Source organism: Amycolatopsis sp. cg5 (genome assembly GCF_041346955.1).
GTDB lineage: Bacteria > Actinomycetota > Actinomycetes > Mycobacteriales > Pseudonocardiaceae > Amycolatopsis.
Window position 1 is genome coordinate 3,961,528 of record NZ_CP166849.1, and the last position, 19,252, is coordinate 3,980,779.

The following is a 19,252-nucleotide window of genomic DNA, read 5'->3' on the forward strand; positions in this document are numbered from 1 at the left end:
CTGGAGGGGACATGAGCGAGCAGCGGGCGACGGCCGAGTCCATCGAGCGCGGCGGCGGCCTCAGCGTCGACGACCTGCTCGCCAGCGTGACGGGGGTGGCCGCGGCACCGAGCTCGGTGGCGTTCCCGCGTGACGTCGACGGTGTCGCCGCCGCCATCGCGGCCGCGGCAGGCCGGTATCTGCCCGAGGGAGAGCTCGCAACGGACGCCGACTTCTTCAACGCCGGCGGGACGTCGTTGCAGGCCGTCGACCTCGTCGCGGAGCTGGAAGCCGAGCTGGGCATCGAGTTCGACCTCGACGAGGTGTTCGCCGACGCCAGGCCGATCAGTCTCGCCCGGCGCTGGTCGGAGCGCGCCGGGGTCGAGCCCGACCACATCAAGGCCCGCGCGGAGGACCTCGACCAGATACTCGCCGATCTGGCGCTGGCGGACCGGCTTCCGTTCATCGACGTGCCGGAACCGTTGCCACCCCGGCGAATCCTGCTCACCGGGGCGACCGGGTTCCTGGGCAGCCACATGCTGCTGGACCTGCTCCGGCACAGCGACGCGCACGTGTACTGCGTGGTCCGCGCGGCCGACGAGGAGTCGGCTGTCGCACGCCTCGGCGACGCGTTGCGGAGTTTCCGGCTGCCTTGGTCGTCGGAACTGCGGCGCCGGGTGACCGTCCTGCCCGGCGACATCCGCGAGCCTCGGCTCGGCCTGACCGAGGAACGCTGGTTCGCGCTCGCGTCCGAAGTGGACAGTGTGGTCGGGGTGGCCGCGGCCGTCGACTTCCTGCGCGGCTACCAGTCGCTGCGGTCGGCCAACGTGCTCGGCGCGCTGACACTGGCCGAGTTCGCGGCCACCGGGCGGCCCAAGCCGCTGCACCACATCTCGTCGATCGCGGTGTTCAACGAGGTCGGCATCACCGCCATGGGCGAGGACGACCCGCTCGCGCACGCCGACCGGCTGATCTCCGGCTACGACCAGACCAAGTGGACGGCCGAGGTCGCGCTGCGCCGGGCCCGCGACCACGGCCTGGTGGTCACCGCGTTGCGGCCTGGCGGCATCGGCGGCCACACCAAGACCGGCGCGCACAACCCGCAGGACCTCAGCAGCGGGCTGCTGTCGATCTTCGCCCGGTACCGCACCGTGCCCGGCTTCCGGTATCTCAACGCGGCGCCGGTCGACTGGGTCAGCCGCGTCGCGGCGGCCGTCGTGTGCGAGCCCGACGCGTGGGGCTTCGACTACAACCTCACCGGCATCCCCGCCACGCTCGACGACGTCGTCGGCGACATGGCGCTGAGCGGCATGCACCTGCGCGTCCAGGACTGGGACGAGTGGCGCGTCGAGACGCTGGCCCGCCTCGAAGCCGAGCCGATCCCCGAGCTGGCGTTCATGACCAGGGTGCTGCGAAGCCCGACGGCCCTGAAGCTGTGCGAGGCGACGTTGAAAGGCCCGGCGGCCCGCGCCGACCGGACCAACGCGTTCGTCGAAGCGCTCGAACTGCCGCCTGCCACCGTCTACAGTGGACAAGATCAGCTCAAGGCGTTCGAGGAGCTGGCCGACGCCGGCCTCGCCAGGCTGCCGCACAAGGACGACGAGCCGTACCTGTGGTTCTCGGAGACCACGGAAGGGTCGGTCGGCGACGCGCCGTGCTCGATGGCGCTGACGTTGTCGATCGCGAGCATGTACCAGCTGGTGCGGGAACGCCGTGTCGACGTGACCGGCGAGGTGCGCTGTTCGGCTGTCCACACGGGACCGTTGACCGTCGAGAGCGGTGATCTCTGGGTCCGTCCCGACGAGGGCATCCCGCGACGGCACGGCTCGAAACATCCGTTGCTGCGCTACCGATTGCGCCTGCTCGACGCGGACGACGGCAAGTGGTGGCTGGAGGGGCACAAGTACTCGCACGTGCACTGGAACGTGTGGCGGCAATGCACGACGCTCACGGTCGAGATCGGCCGCGAAGGCGCCGAGGCGAGCTTCACCGGCGAGGTCGTCGTGCCGCGCGAATCGTATGTCCGCGACCAGATCGACGGCATCGAGGTCAACCCGAAGCTCACCGAACGCGAGCGGCGGGCCGCCAAGCTGACGTGGCTCGCGTGGTTCGGCATGGAAATGGGCCGCGGCCTGCTGCCGCCGTTCGCCCGCGCCGCCGCGGACCTGCTCGACCTCCGCCGCGCCCGAGTCACCGAGGAGTACTGATGACCAAGACCCGCAAGCTGCGCCGGGTCAGGACCGACGCGGCACTCCGCCCGCTCCGGCACCGCCTCGCGGCCGTCGAAGAGATCCGGTTCCACGCGCCCGACGGCGTCCGGCTCGGCCTCACCCGCGTCGACACCGGGTCCACCGACCGGCCCGCGGTCCTGCTCCTGCACGGCCACACCGCGTCCGCCGACATGTTCCTCGTGCCGGAGATCCGCAACCTGGTCGACGTGCTCGTCGACAACGGCTACGAGCCGTGGCTGCTGGACTGGCGCGGCAGCTGCCGCCTGCCGTACAACGAAACCGGGCGGCGCTACACCTACGACGACGTCGCGCTGCACGACATCCCGGCCGCCGTCTCCTACATCCGCGGCCGCATCGGCGACCGCCCGCTGTTCGCGGTCGCGCACTGCATCGGCTCGATCGCGCTGTCGATGAGCATGACCGCGGGCCTGGTCCCGGACCTGGCGGGCGTGGTGTCGCAGGGCGTGTTCCTGACGCCCCGGCTGCCCGGCCGGATGTCACGGCGGATGACGGTGGCGGGGGAGTTGATGAAGAACCGCTTCGACCACATCCCGGTCGACTTCCGCAAGGTCGGCCTGTGGTCGAAGTACACGCCCCTGTTCGCGCTGGCCGCGCGCAAGGCCCAGTGTCCCGACCCGACCTGCCAGATCCTGCACAATTCGGCTTGGGGCATGGGGATTTCGCTGTTCGTGCACGAGAATTTGTCGGAGTCGACGCACGATCGGCTCGCCGACCTGTTCGGCCCCGCTCCACTGTGGATACTGCCGCACCTGCGCCGGATGGCGTTGGCTGGCAGCGTGGTCCGCTGGAACGACACCGACCATCGGTATCGAGAGCTCCCTCTCAGCGCGCTCGACGCGGCGGGCCGCATCGACACCCGGGTGCTGCTGCTGGCGGGTTCGGAGAACGGGCTCTGGCAGGACTCGCAGAAGGTGTGCCGGGACGTGCTGGCCAACCGCCAACCCCAGCTCGATGTGTCTTATATGGAGATTCCCGGCTACGGGCACCTGGACACGCTCATCGGCCGAGGTGCCGCGCTGGACGTGTTCGGCCACATCATCGACTTCCTCGACAAAGCCTGAGGCTCACCCGGCAGGGGGATACGCCAGTGGTGATCTCTTGACCTGAACGTGAATAGGATTCATGATCCTGGCGTTCCGCTTCCGAGACGAAGAGGTCGCATGAAGCTGTCACGGATCGTATTGGCCGTCATGATCGGTCTCGGAGTGCTCAGCGAACCGGCGCTGGCGGCCCCGACCTTCCAGCGCTACGTCGCACTCGGCGACTCGTTCACCGCCGGCCCGCTGATCCCGTGGCAGAGCGCGAGCTGGTGCTTCCGCTCGAACAACAACTACCCGTCCTGGCTCGCCACGAAGCTGGACATCTACTACACCTCGGGCGCGTTCAACGACGTCAGCTGCTCGTCGGCCGACACGACTAACATGACCGAGCGGCAGACCGTGCCCAGCGCGTCCATCCCGCTGACCTGGGAGTACCCGCAGTTCGACGCGCTGACCCTCGACACCGACCTGATCACCATCGGCATCGGCGGCAACGACTACAGCGTGTTCGGCTCACTCATCGGCACCTGCCCCGGCCTCCGCGACACCGACCCGACGGGCGCGCCGTGCCGCGACCACTTCACGATCAACGGCGTCGACACCCTCACCGCCGCCACCCTCAACACCCAGCGCAACCTCGAGAACGTCGTCAAGGGCGCCCGCGCGCACTCACCCGGCGCGAAGATCGTGCTCGTCGGCTACCCGCGCCTGGTGCCGCCGACCGGCTACTGCCCGGACCAGATCCCCTTCGCCGACGGCGACTACCGCTGGGCCGACGCCGTCGAGCGCGCACTGAACGGCGCCATCGCCAAGGCAGCCAAGCGAACCGGCGCCCTCTACGTCGACACCTACGGCCCGTCGCTCGGCCACGACGCCTGCGCGGGCAGTGCGGCCTGGGTCAACGGGCAGTACACGAACCTGACGAAGGCCGTCGCCTATCACCCGGTGCAGGCGGGCATGCAGGCCGTCGCCAACCTGATCTTCAACGCCTTGACCGGCAAGACGTCCGCGCCCGCGGAACGCGATGTCCACGCCCCGCTCAAGCAGCCGGCCCCCGGCTCACTCGACCCGGCGACCGTCGCCTCCCGAGCCGACCTGGTCCCTGCCTTCTGAATGGCGGGGGTCGTGAGCGTTTAGACCGGTTAGAACCGGCCGTACCACTCACGACCTCGGTCTTGACGGCTCCTCCGCGCCGGGCCTCCGGGCCCGAGTGGGGGCCGCCCTCAGCCGCCCCGCGGACACGCCAGGTTTGAAGAGGCGGGAGTTTAGCGGGCTTTATCCCCGGCTGGCTTGTGAAGCGAGGGGACCCCTCGGCGCGTGGGAAGCACTCAGGGGCACCCTCACTGCGCTCCGGTGTTGACGGCTCGGTCGACCGGGGCGGCGATACCGGTCGTGGGCGCTGGGGGGTGGCAGGATCTGGGCATGCCCGACGACGATCGAAGGCCTGCCGGAGCCGATGAGGCGACGGCGTACATCGCGTTCGATCCCAGGCTGCCCGCCGGCGCCCACTGGCCGACCCGTGATCCCGACGTGCCGCGGACGTATGCGCAGATCGCGGTGCAGGTGGCGGTCCGGCCGCCGCCTCCGTCGCCGATCGAGGAGCCGCGGTCGCTCGCGCAGTCGAGTGGGCGGCTGGCGGTCGCCGCGGTGATCAGCAGGCTGACCGGGTTCGGGTGGAAGCTGGCGCTGGCCGCGGTGATCGGGACCGGGGTGGTCAACGACGCGTTCAACGTCGCGAACAACCTGCCGAACATGGTGTTCGAGCTGCTGCTCGGCGGGGTGCTGTCCAGTGTGGTCATCCCGTTGCTGGTGCGGTCGCACGATGACGAGGACGGCGGCGAGGCGTACGCGCAGCGGCTGATCTCGATGGCGATGGTCGTGCTGGCGCTCGGGACCGCGGTGGCCGTCGCGGCCGCGCCGCTGTTCACCGCGCTGTATGTCGACCGGTCGTCGCCGGACGCCAATCCGGCGCTGGTGACCGCGCTCGGCTACCTGCTGCTGCCGCAGATCCTGTTCTACGGGCTGTTCGCGCTGCTCTCGGCGGTGCTGAACGCGAAGAACGTGTTCGGGCCGCCGGCGTGGGCGCCGGTGCTGAACAACCTGGTCGTGCTCGTCGCGCTGGCCGTGTTCTACCTGGTGCCGGGGGAGATCTCGCTCGATCCCGTCCGGATGGGTGACACGAAACTGCTGGTGCTCGGGCTCGGGGTGACGCTGGGGATCGTCGTGCAGGCGCTGGCGCTGATCCCGCCGTTGCTGCGCAGCGGGTTCCGGTTCACATGGCGCTGGGGTGTCGATCCGCGGCTGAAGGAGTTCGGGAAGCTGGCCGCCTGGATCCTGGGATACGTCGCGGTCGGGCAGGCGGGACTGCTGGTCAACACGCATGTGCTGACCAGCGGGACCGCGGGCGGGGTGACCGCGTACACCTACGCGTGGCTGCTGTTCCAGCTGCCGTACGGCATCATCGGCGTCTCGCTGCTGACCGCGTTCATGCCGAGGATGAGCCGGGCCGCCGCCGACGGTGACATCCCGAACCTGGTGGGGGACCTGTCGTACGCGGCGCGGTTGTCGACCGTGCTGCTGGTGCCGTGTTCCGCCGTGCTCGCGGTGATCGGGACGCCGATCGGGATCGCGATCTTCACCATGGGCAAGGGCACGCTTGCGGACGCCGACCGGCTCGGGCAGACGCTGGCGATCTCCGCGCTCGGGCTGCTGCCGTACGCGATGACCTTGTTGCAGCTGCGGGTGTTCTACGCGCTGAAGGACGCGCGGACGCCGACGCTGATCATGATCGTGATGACCGCGGTGAAGATCCCGCTGCTGTTCCTGTGCCAGGCACTGCTCGACCGCGACCAGCTCGCGCTCGGCGCGATGCTGATCAACGGCGCGACGTTCGTGGTCGGCGCGATCGTCGGGCAGGTCTGGCTGTGGGCCCGCATCGGGCACCTGCGCAGCCGTCGCGCGCTGCGCGTCATCGTGATCACGGCGGCGGTCAGCGCGCTGGGCGCGCTCGCCGCGGTCGGTGCCGGGTTGCTCGTGCCTGCCTCGCTCGGGCCGTCGGTGCGGGCGTGGGTCCGGCTGCCGATCGAGGGCGCCGTCGGTGTCATCGTCTCTTTTGGACTGTTGGCCGTCTTGAAGATCCCCGAGTTCGACCCGGTCGCCCGGCGGATCACCGGATTGTGGCGCGCGTTCCGCCGATAGCGGAATCGGCGTCCGGGCGCGCTGATCGCTGTCACGATGACGATATGGCGGACATCCTTCCCTTCCACCCGAAGCGCGCGCCGGAGCCCGAACCGCTGTGGCGCGAGGCGCTCGGCCGCAACCTGCGCGCGACCAGGGAAGAACAGGGTGACCGCCTCGTCGACATCGCCGAGCGCGCGGGCATCTCGCCGCAGTACCTGTCCGAAATCGAACGGGGCCGCAAGGAACCGTCGAGTGAGATGATCGCCGCGGTGGCCGGCGCGCTCGGTGTCGGGCTGGCCGATCTGCTGGTGGACATCGCGGGTGACGTGCGGCAGCGGCTGGGCACGAGGCCGGCGGGTCGCCCCGAGGGCCCCGTGCTCATGGCCGCCTGAGGTCACTCGCGGTGGTCGAGCACGTGGTCCGCCAGCCCGTAGGCGACCGCACCGGCAGCGTCGAACACTCGGTCGCGATCGGTGTCGTGCCGCAGATCGGCGACCGTGCGTCCGGTGTGCGCGGAAAGGATTTCCTCGAGCTGCGTGCGGACCCGGACGATCTCGTCCGCCTGCAGGATCAGGTCGGGGATCGTGCCACGCCCTTCGGCCGCGGGCTGGTGCAGCACCACGCGCGTGTGCCGGAGCACGGCACGCCGGCCAGGTGCCCCCGCGGCCAGCAGCACCGCGCCCGCCGCGACGGCCTGGCCGACGCAGGTCGTCGCGACCGGCGCCTTGATGTAGGTCATCGTGTCGTACAGCGCCAGCGTCGCGGCCGGGTCGCCGCCCTCGGAGTTGATGTAGAGGTTGATCTCCTGCTCGGGGTTGTCCGATTCGAGGTGCAGCAGCTGCGCGATCAGCGCGTTCGCCACGCCGGAGTCGATGGCGGTGCCGAGATAGACGATCCGCGAGGACAGCAGGTGCGAGTAGACGTCCATGATCCGCTCGCCGCCGGGACCGCGGGTGATGACGTTGGGAATGGTGTAGGTGCTCACGCGCCGACTCCCATCTTGTGGCTGCGGACGGGAACGACCTGGGCGAGATCGTCGACGACGTGATCGATGAACCCGTACTCGAGTGCCTGCGCGGTGGTGAACCAGCGATCGTGCAGCGAGTCGGTGAAGATCCGCTCGATCGGCTGGCCGGTGTCGGCCGCGATGATCCCGAGCACGGTGTCCCTGGTGTGGCGCAGGCTGTCCGCCTGCACCTCGACCTCGACGGCCGAACCGCCGATCCCCGCCGAGCCCTGGTGCATCAGCACCCTGGCGTGCGGCAACGCGTACCGCTTTCCCGGTGTGCCCGCGGACAGCAGGAACTGGCCGGCGCTGCACGCCAGCCCGAGCGCGAGCGTGGCCACGTCACACGGCACGAGCCGCATCACGTCGCGGATGGCGAGCATCGACGGCACCGAGCCGCCCGGCGAGTGGATCCACAGCGCGATGTCCTTGTCCGGATCGTCGCTGGCCAGCGACAGCATCTGGGTGATCAGGACGGTGCCGTTGTCGTCGTCGAGCGCGCCGTCGAGCACCAGCACGCGCTTGCTGAAGAACCGTTCGCGTAGCCGGTGATCGAACATCGGCTGTTTTTCTTCGTTGCTCATGTTTTCGAGCGTGCCGAGGCACCGCGGTCGCCCGCTCGTTTCTCTGCCGGGGGCAGATCTGCTCTCAGCAGCGGGGCGGCGTAACGAGGTGGGCGGCGGGCCCGACTAGTACACGAACCTGCCGTCGACGCCGGAGCCGCCGCCTTGACCACAGTCCTGTTCGTGCACGGCACCGGCGTCCGGCAACCCGCGTACGACCTGACCTTCGAGAAGGTGGCTCGCGGGATCGCCGGTATCCGCGGCCGGTTCGCGGTCGAACGCTCCTATTGGGGCGGCGAGCACGGATCTTCGCTGGGTGCGGGCGGTGTCTCGATACCTGGGCAGGACTCCGGACGCGCGATCACCGACGAGGTGGACGACGAAGCGTTGTGGGACTTGCTCGATCGCGACCCGCTCGTCGAACTCCGAATGGCGGCCACGGCGGAGCGCCGAATGGCCGAACTGCCGCCGAACGCGGTGCCGCAGGCGCGTCGACTCGCCATCGCGGCTGGCGAACTCGCGGCCGACCGGCAGCTCGAAAAGATACTGGCCGACGCGAATCTCAATGGAAGTTTCGCTGACGCGGTCGACGCGGTGCTCGCCAGCGAAGCCTTCGCGACCGCCGACGTGGTCCCGCCGCCGGTGCTCGCGCGGGCGATCATCGCCGAGACGCTGGTCCGCGCGGAACGGGACCTCGGCGGCCAATTGCCGATCGACGGCCGCACCCGGTCGGCGCTGGTGGACGGGATCGCCGACCGGCTGGGGGATGCGGAACGGTCGCTCAAGAGCAAGGCGCTGGATTTCGTGCTGCGCAGCGGGCTGACGAAACCGTTGGAGCGCAGGCGCGCGGTGCTCACCAGCGCCTCCGCGCCCGCGTCCGGCGACGTGCTCAAGTACGTGGCGCGGGGACAGGGGATCCGGGACTTCGTCGGGCGGGCCGTGCGCGCGGTCGCCGACCCGCCGGTCATCCTGCTCGCGCACAGTCTCGGCGGCATCGCGAGCGTCGACCTGCTCGTGTCCGCCGCGCTGCCGCCGGTCGAGCTGCTCGTGACGGTCGGGTCGCAGGCGCCACTGCTGTACGAGCTGAACGCGTTGCCCTCGCTGGGATTCGGGCGTCCGCTGCCGGACCACGTGCCTGCTTGGGCGAACATCTACGACGAGCGTGATCTGCTCGGTTTCGCTGGCTCCCGTGTCTTTCCCGGGCGGGTGACCGATCACGTCATCGACAATCGCATCGGCTTCCCGCGATCGCACAGCGCGTACTTCGGCAACCGGGACTTCTACGCGTTGCTCGACAAGGTGCTGCCGTGATCCTTTCGCCCTCGAACACCCGCGCCGTGGTGGTGGGGATCGAGCAGTACGCCGCGGGCCCGGACTGGCGGCTGTCCGGCCCCGCGCTCGACGCCTGCCGGTTCGCGCATTGGCTGGTCTCCCGTGGCGTTCCGGTCGCGAACATCGACCTGCTGCTCGCGCCGCTCCCCGAGAACGCCGCCGAGGTACGGCGGCGGGCCGCGAGCTTCCGGACCGTCGGGGCCGATCAGGCTTCCGTGCGCGAGGTCTTGACCACCGGGTTGTTCGGCACGTCCAGCGAGCTGCTGATCGTGTACTGGGGCGGGCACGGTGTCGTCGACGACGGCGACTTCCGGCGGCTGATCTACGCCGACGCCACCGAACGCGACAAGCGCAACCTCAATCTGGGCTCGCTGCTCGCCGCGCTGCGGTCGAGCGCCTATGCCCGGCACCGCCGCCAGTGGGTGCTGGTCGACGCGTGCACGACCTTGGTGCAGGGCCAGGGCTGGGCGATGTCGCTGCCGGACGAGCGGTTCGCCGAAGGCCGGATCGAACCCGAGCGTGAGCAGTACGTGCTGTTCGCGGCGAGCCCAGGGCAGATCGCGGTCAACGACACCGCGCACCGCACCGGGCTCTTCTCCGACGCCGTGCGCCGCGCGATCGAGGAGATCCCGCGCGGGATGTGGCCGCCGGATCCGGTGCTGGTCCGCGATCGCGTCAACGAACGGTTCCAGCGGCTGCGCGCGCAGGGCCGGACCCGGCAGGTGCCCAGTCATCTGTGGTTCCGGTCGCAGCAGGCCGACGACCGGCTGGTCTTCGTCGCGGACCCGGTCGACCGGCGGGCGACTTCGGCCGCGGCCGGCTGCCTGCTGCTGGGCTACGACGAGGCCGCGCGGCTGCGCACGATCCTCGACGGCGCGATGGCGCCGGACGATCTCGCGGCCATCTACCGGGACGCGACGCGCAACGTGCTGGGCATGCCGCCGTGCCCCGACGATCTGTGGCTGGCGGTCGAAGCGTTGCGCGGGGCGATCAACCCCGCGCCGCTGTTCGAGTTCCTGGTGCGGGTCGCGAGCGGGCCCGATCTCGTGACCAGGAAACGGCTTTGGGAATGGATGCGGGCAACCGCGCCGCAGTGGTCCGTCGACCTTGGCGTGCTGACCGAGCTGGAGAATCGCTTACGCAGGACGACATTGCTGCTGAACGTCGAGCCCGCGCTGCTCGGCACGGGCTTCGACGTGACCGCGTGGTCGTACTCCGACGGCGACGGCTGGCAGACCGCGGCCGGCGACGAACCGTGGAGCTGGCAGGAGATCGGCGCGCATCTGGGCCGGGCGCTGCGCGAGATCGTCGCGGTCGGCGGCTACACGCCGGTGATCGAGTTCCGGATGCCCTTCGCCATGCTGGACACCGCGGTCGAAAAACTCGAGGTGGACCTGTCCGCGGGCGACTACGCCGTCGGGGCGCTGTGCCCGGTCGTCGTCCGGCCACCGGATCACCAGGCAGGGCCGGTGTCGGTCTCGGTGACGAAACGGAAATGGGCGGAATTCGCGGCCGGGCCCGCCGAACCGCGCACGGTCGGCTTCCTCGACACGACCGCGGCCGAGCCCGAGGTGCTGCGGCCGTTGCTGTGCCTCGGTCTTGGCCAGGGCCGGAAGTCCACTCCGGACTCGCTGGCGGCCGCGCTCGCCGCGTTGGCGGAGGCCGGCGTCCCGGTCGTGCTGTGGCACCGCGCGCTCGACATCCGGGGCTCGGATCCCGCGCCACTGCGACGGATCCTGCGCGGCAGGCGGCTGGACGACCTGCCGGACGTCGTGCACCAGCAACGCCTCGCCGCGCGGCATCCCGACGCGCCGGTCGACCATCCCGGCCGTGACGTCGTGCTGCTGTGGGCCGACCCGGACCGGGCCGCTCCCCGACAATGCTGGCGACCACCGGCGTGAGAGGTACGTGATGACCAACTGGCCGATCTACCAGGGAACCGGTGTTCCCCATGACGGCGTCGACCGGCTCCCGTCCCCGCCGAACTGGCGCTCGTTCAGCGGCGGGCCGGTCGTCGCGCATCCGGCGAGCGCGGACGCCGCGCCGGACCTCGGCACGGCGCGCAGGCTCGGCGAGGAGCACCGGGCGCCGATCGCAGGCCCCGACGAGGTGAAGATGGTCAACGCGGCGCTGTACCTGCGCAGGCCGTTGCTGATCACCGGCAGGCCGGGCACCGGGAAGTCGACGCTGGCGTACACGGTCGCGAAGGAGCTGAAGCTGGGGCCGGTGCTGCGCTGGCCGATCACCAGCCGGTCGACGCTGCAGGACGGGCTCTACCGCTACGACCCGATCGGCCGGCTGCGCGAGGAGAACCTGCGTCAGCTGCGGCGGCGCGACGGCGATTCGGGTGAGGACACGATCGCCGAGGACATCGGCCAGCATCTGCGGCTCGGCCCGCTCGGCACCGCGCTGCTGCCGTACGACCGGCCACGGGTGCTGCTCATCGACGAGATCGACAAGAGCGACATCGACCTGCCGAACGATCTGCTGAACGTCTTCGAGGAAGGCGAGTTCGAGATCGACGAGCTGAGCAGGCTGCCGCGCGAGGTCGAAGTGGTGGACGTGATGAGCGCCGACCGGGGCGCGCGGGCCGCGATCACGCGCGGCCGGGTGGAATGCCGGGCGTTCCCGTTCGTGGTGCTCACCAGCAACGGCGAACGGGAGTTCCCGCCCGCGTTCCTGCGCCGCTGCCTGCGGCTGGACATGCGGCCGCCGACCGCGCGGCAGCTGAGTTCGATCGTCGAGGCGCATTTCGGCGCGGAGGCGGCACGGAACGCGCAGCGGCATGTCGCGGAGTTCCTGCAACGGCGCGAGCGGGCCGAACTGACGACGGATCAGCTGCTGAACGCGGTCTATCTGGCGACATCCGGTTCACGGGACGACGAGTCCTTCGACAGCATGGTCGAGGCCGTGCTCCGTCCGCTGGCCGCCACCGAATCCGAATGATCGACGACGTACTGCGCGTACTCGCCGGTGCCGGGCTGGATCCCACCCCGGAGGAGCTGCGGGACGCGCTGTGGCTGGCCGATCATCTCGCGGTGCCGCCGCCGACGGGCGAGGTCGTGCTGCCGGACGTGGTCGCGGTCGTCACCTCGGAGCCCGCGGGCGAAGAGGCGGCCACCGGATCGGCTCCGGCCGGTGACGGCCGGTCGTGGTCCGGCGGCGAGCAGCCGGGGGAGTTGTACGCGGTCGGCGCCATCGGCGGCGGCTCGGACCGGGTGCGCGGCGCCGCGCTGGTCCCGCTCGTCGGCGGCGGGCACGCGGGCCAGATCGAACTCGCCCGCGCGCTGCGGCCGTTCGGCCGCCGGGTGCCGTCCCGCACCAGCTTCGAGCTCGACGAATCCGCGACCATCACCCAGATCGCGGAGGAGGGCCTGTGGAGCCCGGTGCTGCGGCCCGGTCTCGAACGGTGGCTGAGCCTGTCGATCGTCGTCGACCCGGCGCCGTCGATGGTGTTGTGGCAGCAGGGAATCGACCGGTTCCGGCGGCTCGCCGAACGGCTCGGGCTCTTCCGGATGGTGCGGACCCGGCGGTTCGACGCGCTGGCCGGGCCGCTGCGCGACGAAGCGGTGCTGCTGTTCACCGACGGCGTCGGCGACGACTGGCGGTCGGGGCGTATGCACGAACGGCTGGCCGAATGGGGAAAGTCGGCTCCGGTGGCCGTGTGTTCGATGCTGCCGCCGAGGATGTGGCCGGGCACCGGCATCCGCGCGGTGCGCGGCCAGGCCTGGGTGAACGAGCCCGGCGCGCCGAATCGGGCGTGGGCGATCCGGCCGAGGGGCGGCGACGAACTCGTCCGGCAGCCCGCCATTCCACTCGTCCGGCTGTCGCCGCCGTGGCTTTCGTCGTGGGCGCGTGCCGTCACGGGTACGTCTGGCTGGACTGATGTCGTGCTGCTGGCTCCGCCGCCGGAGCACGAGCCGGAGCCCGTCGAGCCGAGTCCTCGCGAGCTGGTCGAACGGTTCCGTCTCGTGGCCGCTCCGCAGGCGTTTCGGCTGGCGTGCCTGATTTCCGCGGCCTGGCTGACCGTTCCGGTGATCAGGTTCGTCCGTGACCTGCTGCTGCCGTCCGCCAAGGACGACCATGTGGCGGAGGTGCTGCTCGGCGGCCTGCTGGTCCGGTCGGACGAGGTCTCCTACGACTTCGTGCCGGGTGTCCGTGAGTACCTGAACCACTATCTCCATCGGGACGATTTGCTCGCCGTGGTCAGGGAATCCGGTGAGTTCGTCGCGGCGCGCTACGGGCGCTCGTTCGACATCTCGGCCTTGCTGGCGAGCCCCGAGCAGGCACGCCAGGACATGGCCGACCAGTACCCGGGTTCGCCGGCTCAGGTCGCCGCGTATGTGCTCGCGCGGCTCGGCGGCCGGTACCGGGTGCTGAGCGGGCAGCCTTCGACGGCGGCGCCCGCCGTGAGCGCCGGACCGCCTGCTGTGGCTCCGGTGGCGGCCGTCGAAGAGCCGCCGACCGAGCCAACACCTGAGCCACCGCCGAGCGAACCGGCTCCCACGCCCACGCTCCTGTCGAACCGATACGAGCTGGGCACCAAGCTTGCGCAGGGGCACACGGCGGAGATCTATCGTGCGAGGGACGTCCGGCTGGGCCGCGAGGTGGTGATCAAGCTCCTGCACGCCGACTTGGCGCGTGACCCCGCTTTCCAGCAACGCTTCCTTCGTGAGGCCAAGAATGTCAGTGCACTCAACCATCCAGCGATCGTCGCCGTATTCGATATCGGCGTGGATGGGTCCGAGGCGAGTCTACGGCCGTTCATCATCATGGAGTACGTGGACGGCCGGACCCTGCGCGAGATCGTCAATACCGAAGGCCTATTGGTGCAGAAACAGGCCATGCAGTTCACGGCCGACGTCTGCGCGGCACTGGACTACTCGCACCGGCACGGCATCGTCCACCGCGACGTGAAGCCCGGCAACGTGATGATCACGAAGAAAGGGACGGTCAAGGTGATGGACTTCGGCATCGCCCGCGCCATGACGAGCGGCCAGGCCACCCTCACCCAGACCTCGGCTGTGATCGGCACCGCCCAGTACCTCTCGCCCGAGCAGGCGCGCGGCGAGGCCGTCGACGCCCGCTCGGACGTCTACTCGACCGGATGCGCGCTGTACGAACTGCTCACCGGGCGGCCGCCGTTCATCGGGGACTCCCCGGTCGCGGTGGCCTACCAGCACGTCAGGGAAACCCCGATGCCACCGTCCACGGTGAACCCGGCGGTCTCGTCGCACGTCGACGCGATCGTGCTGACCGCACTCGCGAAGAACGCCGCCAACCGCTACCAGACGGCGGCCGAGATGCGCCAAGACCTGGTCCGCGTGCTCTCCGGCCAATCACCGGCGGCACCCAAGGTACTCCCGGAAACCATGGCGCCCCCGCCGCGCAGGCCCAGCCCGCCGGTTCAGCCACGCGCCGAGCCACCCCGCCGCCGCTGGTTCCGACGCCGCGAAGACTGAGTCCCACCCAGGGATAAAGCGGGCTTTACTCCCGGGGATAAAGCCCGCTTTATCCCCGGGAGTAAAGCGGGCTTTATCCCGGTCCTGGCAGGGGAGGGGTGGGCGAGGCAGAATATGATATGAAGTACGCGGTCGTGCTGGGTGGCGGCATGGGCGGGTTGCTGGCGGCGCGCGTGCTCGCCGCACACTTCGACCAGGTGACGATCGTGGAGCGCGACACCGGCGACGGTGCCCGGCCGCGGCGGGGTGTGCCGCAGGGCAGGCATCCGCACACGGTCCTGCAGCGCACTTCGCAGCTGCTCGAAGGCCTGTTTCCCGGACTGCACGAGGAATACGCGGCGGCGGGCGCCCAGCGCGTCGGCCTGCTCGACGAGGTCCGCGTCCGGCTGTACGGGCATCAGCTGTGCCGGCCGCCGATCGGCTGGGAGATGCTCTGGGCCAGCAGGCCGTTGCTGGAACACGGCGTCCGCGCACGCGTCACCGCGCTGCCGAATGTCGTGCTGCGGCAGGGCTGGGAGGCGATCGCGCCGATCGCGCCCGATCCCGGCCGGATCGCCGGTGTCGTGGTGACCGCGCGTGATGGCACCCGCACGGAATCGCTGCCCGCCGATCTGGTCGTCGACGCGACCGGGCGGACACCGCGTTCGCTGAGCTGGTTGAAGGATCTGGGTTACGCGCCACCGAAAGAAGACCGGACCAGGGTGAAGCTGGCGTACGCGAGCCGCGTGCTGCGGTGCGCGGACGACGTGCTCGACGGGGATCGCATGGTAGCCATCGGCCCGGTGCCGGAGCGGCCGCAGGGCATGATCTTCACCGTTCAGGAGCATGGCCGGTGGCTGCTCACTGTGTACGGTTACGGCGACCACCGGCCAGGCGCCGACCGGTTCATGGAGCACGTGCGGGCGGTGGCGCCCGGCGATGTCTGGGAGGTGGTCAGCGCCGCCGAGCCGCTCGGCGAGGTGAGCGTCTTCCAGTTCCCGGAAACCTGCCGCCGCCGGTACGAGTCGTTGTCCCGGTTTCCGGCAGGGCTCATCGTCGTCGGTGACGCGCTGTGCAGTGTCAATCCCATCTACGGCAACGGAATGCTGCTCGCCGCCACCCAGGCGACCATTCTCGACCGGGTGCTGGGACAGGGCCTGGGCAGCCGCGGGTTCTTCGCGGCGGCCGCCAGGGCGCTGGCCGGGCCGTGGTGGCTCGGCGTCATCTCCGACGCCAACATCCCCGGCGTGCCCGGCCCGCCCGGCGCGAGCATGGCCGCGGGTTACGTGCGCCGGTTCGTCGCCGCTGCCGCGCACGATCCGGTGCTGGCCACGGAGTTCATCAAGGTGGTCGGCGCCGTCCGGCCGCCGCTTTCGCTGGTACGGCCCGCGTTCATCGCCCGGATGCTCCGTAGCGTTCGGTCCGGCTGAGGTGCCAGTGGTCAGAGCCCGCGACCCAGTCGCAGACCGCTCGCGCGCAGCGCAGCGTCCGGTCGTCGTGGAGCAGGCTCATGGCCGCACGCAGGTCGGACACGCGGCCTTCGATGAGGTCGACGGTGGCGTCCGCGGCCTCGGCCAAGGTCAGGTTTTCGTGGTGGCTGAGCACGAGCACCATGTTGGTGACCATGCCCGCCTCGACCTCCTTGGTCACGGAATGCAGGTCATTGGTCCAGGTGACGATGTCCGCGCCGGCGGTGACGATTTCCTGATAAGCCGGGTACCGGTACGACTCGTCGCCGAGTTCGGTGCGGACACAGATTTCCATCGTGTCGAAGACGACCCGCATCGCGCCGACGTCGCGGCGCAGTTCCACGTATTCCGCTTTTGTTGGCGGCACGCCAGTATCGCGTAGTCGTATTTCACGGGAAGCACCCGTGATCATCGCGGTGAAATGCTCGGTGAAACGTTTTCGCCAAGCCGGTGAGGAAAGCGTGTACAACCGGCCGGTGAGGTCCGCGAGCGCCGCGATCAGCGGCGCCTCGAACCGGGGCGGTCGTCCGGAAAGGACATCTCCTGTCGCGGCGACTATCTCACGCCAGTCCTCTTCGGTCACGAGGTTTCTGTCCTCGTACTGGTCATCGATGAGGAACGCCCAGGTAAGCCAGTCGCCCGCGATACCGGCTTCGGGCCAGGGGGCGTCGGGGTAGGTGAATGCCGCGTATTCCCCGAACCGGGAAGCGGCCAGTCGCTGTTTCGCCTCTTCGCTGCTCACCAAGCCGAACCGGGCGGCCCAGGCGAGTGTGTGCGACTCGATCTCGTCGATGTCGGGGTGTCGTTTAACCGGAAAGGGAATTTTTGGTGACCTTCTGACCATTCGGCATCGTTCCTTTGTGGTCTGGACCCATCCGTTATGGACTGTCATACTGAGCCCCTTCCTCGCTGTCCCCAAAAGGTGGCTCCGCCATGCTTTTCGCTGAACGTGCTAATCCCGTTCCACAGCCTGATATCGATCTTATCGCGGCACGGAGAATCATAGATCAAGCGCTGGCGAAGTTCGTCGTGGAACGGCGAACGCAATTGACGAACGACTACGTCGCCGAGGCGCTGCGGCATTTGGCCGCGTTCCTCGGCGGGCCGGGAAAGCGGGTCCGGCCGCTGTTCTGCTGGGCCGGTTGGCGCACCGTGCGGGACACCATGGACCCTCGGTTACTCGATGTGGCGGTCGGGCTGGAACTGTTCCACGCCTACGTGCTTATTCACGACGACGTCATCGACCGGTCCGACACCCGCCGCGACCGCCCGACCCTGCACCGGGCCGTCGGCGAGCCCGACGAGTGGACGGCGACCAGCGCGGCGATCCTGTTGGGGGACATGTGTGAGGCCTGGTCGGCCGAGCTGCTCGGCACCGCGGGCGAGGCGGCGGGGGAGCACCTGCACCGGATGCGGGAGGAGGTGCTTGTCGGGCAGCTGCTCGACCTGCGCGGCACGGAACCGCCGTTGCGCGTGATCCACTACAAGACCACGCAGTACACAGTGCATCGTCCGCTGAGGATGGGAGCGGCGATGGCAGGCGCGAGCCCCGACGTTCAAGAAGCCTGTCGTGCTTACGCCGAACCGCTCGGCGAGGCGTTCCAGCTGCTCGACGACCTGGAGGACGTCATGCCGGGCGGACCCAACCCGCCGGCGCCGGCGGGCGATCTGCGCGAGGGCAAGTCCACGGTGGTGCTCGGCATGGCGCTCGACTTCGCCACCGCCGCCCAGCGCGACGAGCTGCTGAACCTGGTGCGCGACAGGGATCTCGACGACGCGGGCCTGCGCAGGGCGCAGCGCCTGATCGCCACCACCGGCGCGATCGACGAGGTCCGCCGGATGATCGTGCACCGTCGCCGCCTGGCACTGGCCGTGCTCGACGACGCGCCGTTCCAGCCGGCGGGCGCCGCGACCTTGCGCGCGCTCACCGACCTGGCACTGCCCGGAGTACGTGCGTGGTGACCGACCTGCTCGCCGCGGCCCGCCGCGCGGTCGAACCCGTGCTCCGCCACCGCGTCGACACCCTGCCCGCCCGCATGCGGCTGATTTCCGGCTACCACTTCGGCTGGTGGGACGGCGACGGAACCGACCACGAGGGCGGCACCGGCAAGACCGTCCGCCCGGCACTCGTGTACGCCACGGCCCGCGCGCTGAACCTGGCCACGGACAAGGCGTCCGTCCTCGCCGCCGGAGTCGAGCTGGTGCACAACTTCACCCTCGTCCACGACGACGTCCACGACCAGGACGTCAACCGCCACGGCCAGCCCGCGGCATGGACGGTCTACGGCGAGATCGACGCCCTGCTCGCCGGCAACGCCCTGCTCTCGCTCGGCCTGGAGACTTTGGCTCAGCACAAGGAAATCCCGCCCGCCGCGGCGGCGCGGCTCGCCCGCTGCGCGATCGAACTGTGCGAGGGACAGAGCATGGACCTCGCCTTCGAGCGGCGGTCGTCCATCACCCTCGACGAGTGCCTCGCGATGTCCGCCCGCAAGACCGGCGTGCTGCTCGGCTGCGCCTGCGCGGTGACGGCACTGACCGCCGGCGCCGCGCCGGAGGTGGTCGCCGCGCTCGACGACTACGGCGTGGAGATCGGCATCGCGTTCCAGTTCGCGAACGACCTGCTCGGGATCTGGGGCGACGAGCGGATCGTCGGCAAGCCGACCGGCTCCGACCTCACCCGCCTCAAGAAGACCTTGCCGATCGTCCACGCCCTCGAGTCGGAGCCCGAACTGGCGGCGCTCTACGCGACCGGCGTCGAACTCTCGTCCGCGGATTCCCGCCGGGCGGTGTCCCTGGTCGCCCGCTCGGGAGCCCGGGAATGGGCGGAGGCCGAGATCCGCCGACGTCTCGCCGTCGCGCACGGCCACCTCGACCGCGCCTTCGGCGGTGACGCCGACCTGTCCACGCTCGCCGACCTCGCCCTCCGCTACTACCAAGACAACCGAGGCTCGTGAGCGTTGCGGGCGGTTAGAACCGCCCGCAACGCTCAC

General features: G+C 70.0%; 14 protein-coding genes and 2 pseudogenes. 13 read left to right on the top strand and 3 right to left on the bottom strand.

Annotated features, from left to right (window positions below; translation table 11 throughout):
• Positions 1-11 precede the first annotated feature (11 nt).
• The 5 genes from AB5J62_RS17920 to AB5J62_RS17940 all read left to right on the top strand — a co-directional run bounded on the left by AB5J62_RS17920 (position 12) and on the right by AB5J62_RS17940 (position 6,843).
• Positions 12-2,186 (top strand): thioester reductase domain-containing protein, encoded by a 2,175-nt coding sequence (locus AB5J62_RS17920; protein WP_370949357.1) that lies wholly within the window; start codon positions 12-14, stop codon positions 2,184-2,186.
• On the top strand, positions 2,186-3,292 hold the full coding sequence (locus tag AB5J62_RS17925; RefSeq protein WP_370949358.1) for an alpha/beta hydrolase: 1,107 nt from the start codon (positions 2,186-2,188) through the stop codon (positions 3,290-3,292). Before AB5J62_RS17920 ends, AB5J62_RS17925 begins: the two co-directional genes overlap by 1 nt.
• Positions 3,293-3,391: 99 nt before the next feature.
• Positions 3,392-4,384: an SGNH/GDSL hydrolase family protein gene (locus AB5J62_RS17930; protein ID WP_370949359.1), complete on the top strand. Its 993-nt coding sequence runs from the start codon at positions 3,392-3,394 to the stop codon at positions 4,382-4,384.
• Between the two features lie 309 nt (positions 4,385-4,693).
• Complete coding sequence (gene murJ / locus AB5J62_RS17935; protein WP_370949360.1) at positions 4,694-6,469, top strand: murein biosynthesis integral membrane protein MurJ; 1,776 nt, start codon at positions 4,694-4,696, stop codon at positions 6,467-6,469.
• A gap of 44 nt (positions 6,470-6,513) precedes the next feature.
• Positions 6,514-6,843, top strand: coding sequence for a helix-turn-helix domain-containing protein (locus AB5J62_RS17940; protein WP_370949361.1), 330 nt, complete (start codon positions 6,514-6,516; stop codon positions 6,841-6,843).
• A 2-nt stretch (positions 6,844-6,845) separates the two neighbouring features.
• On the opposite strand, the gene AB5J62_RS17945 is transcribed toward AB5J62_RS17940, so the two are convergent.
• Positions 6,846-7,436 (bottom strand): ClpP family protease, encoded by a 591-nt coding sequence (locus tag AB5J62_RS17945; RefSeq protein WP_370949362.1) that lies wholly within the window; start codon positions 7,434-7,436, stop codon positions 6,846-6,848.
• Entirely contained in the window at positions 7,433-8,041 is a 609-nt protein-coding gene (locus AB5J62_RS17950) for a ClpP family protease (protein WP_370949363.1), read from the bottom strand. The genes AB5J62_RS17945 and AB5J62_RS17950 overlap by 4 nt, the downstream gene beginning before the upstream one ends.
• Before the next feature lie 144 nt (positions 8,042-8,185).
• Here AB5J62_RS17950 and AB5J62_RS17955 point away from each other — a divergent pair, with 144 nt between their 5' ends.
• The 6 genes and pseudogenes from AB5J62_RS17955 to AB5J62_RS17980 all read left to right on the top strand — a co-directional run bounded on the left by AB5J62_RS17955 (position 8,186) and on the right by AB5J62_RS17980 (position 16,223).
• Positions 8,186-9,331 (top strand): hypothetical protein, encoded by a 1,146-nt coding sequence (locus tag AB5J62_RS17955; RefSeq protein ID WP_370949364.1) that lies wholly within the window; start codon positions 8,186-8,188, stop codon positions 9,329-9,331.
• Complete coding sequence (locus tag AB5J62_RS17960; protein WP_370949365.1) at positions 9,328-11,253, top strand: hypothetical protein; 1,926 nt, start codon at positions 9,328-9,330, stop codon at positions 11,251-11,253. The genes AB5J62_RS17955 and AB5J62_RS17960 overlap by 4 nt, the downstream gene beginning before the upstream one ends.
• Before the next feature lie 10 nt (positions 11,254-11,263).
• A complete protein-coding gene (locus AB5J62_RS17965; protein WP_370949366.1) occupies positions 11,264-12,298 on the top strand; it encodes an AAA family ATPase in 1,035 nt (344 codons plus the stop codon).
• A pseudogene (locus AB5J62_RS17970) lies at positions 12,295-13,587 on the top strand (SAV_2336 N-terminal domain-related protein); the annotation flags it as partial. The gene AB5J62_RS17965 and the pseudogene AB5J62_RS17970, both read left to right, overlap by 4 nt.
• 282 nt (positions 13,588-13,869) lie before the next feature.
• Positions 13,870-14,802, top strand: a pseudogene (locus AB5J62_RS17975) (protein kinase); the annotation flags it as partial.
• Between the two features lie 131 nt (positions 14,803-14,933).
• Positions 14,934-16,223: an NAD(P)/FAD-dependent oxidoreductase gene (locus AB5J62_RS17980; RefSeq protein WP_370949367.1), complete on the top strand. Its 1,290-nt coding sequence runs from the start codon at positions 14,934-14,936 to the stop codon at positions 16,221-16,223.
• Here AB5J62_RS17980 and AB5J62_RS17985 read toward each other — a convergent pair.
• Positions 16,186-17,106, bottom strand: a complete 921-nt coding sequence (locus tag AB5J62_RS17985; RefSeq protein ID WP_370949368.1) for a hypothetical protein — start codon at positions 17,104-17,106, stop codon at positions 16,186-16,188. The two genes, AB5J62_RS17980 and AB5J62_RS17985, sit on opposite strands and share 38 nt — an antisense overlap.
• Positions 17,107-17,291: 185 nt before the next feature.
• Here AB5J62_RS17985 and AB5J62_RS17990 point away from each other — a divergent pair, with 185 nt between their 5' ends.
• Together AB5J62_RS17990 and AB5J62_RS17995 are read left to right on the top strand one after the other, a co-directional pair.
• Positions 17,292-18,224 carry a polyprenyl synthetase family protein gene (locus AB5J62_RS17990; protein WP_370949369.1) on the top strand — a complete coding sequence of 311 codons (933 nt, stop codon included), beginning with the start codon at positions 17,292-17,294 and terminating at the stop codon, positions 18,222-18,224.
• A complete protein-coding gene (locus AB5J62_RS17995) occupies positions 18,218-19,216 on the top strand; it encodes a polyprenyl synthetase family protein (RefSeq protein WP_370949370.1) in 999 nt (332 codons plus the stop codon). Before AB5J62_RS17990 ends, AB5J62_RS17995 begins: the two co-directional genes overlap by 7 nt.
• Positions 19,217-19,252 lie beyond the last annotated feature (36 nt).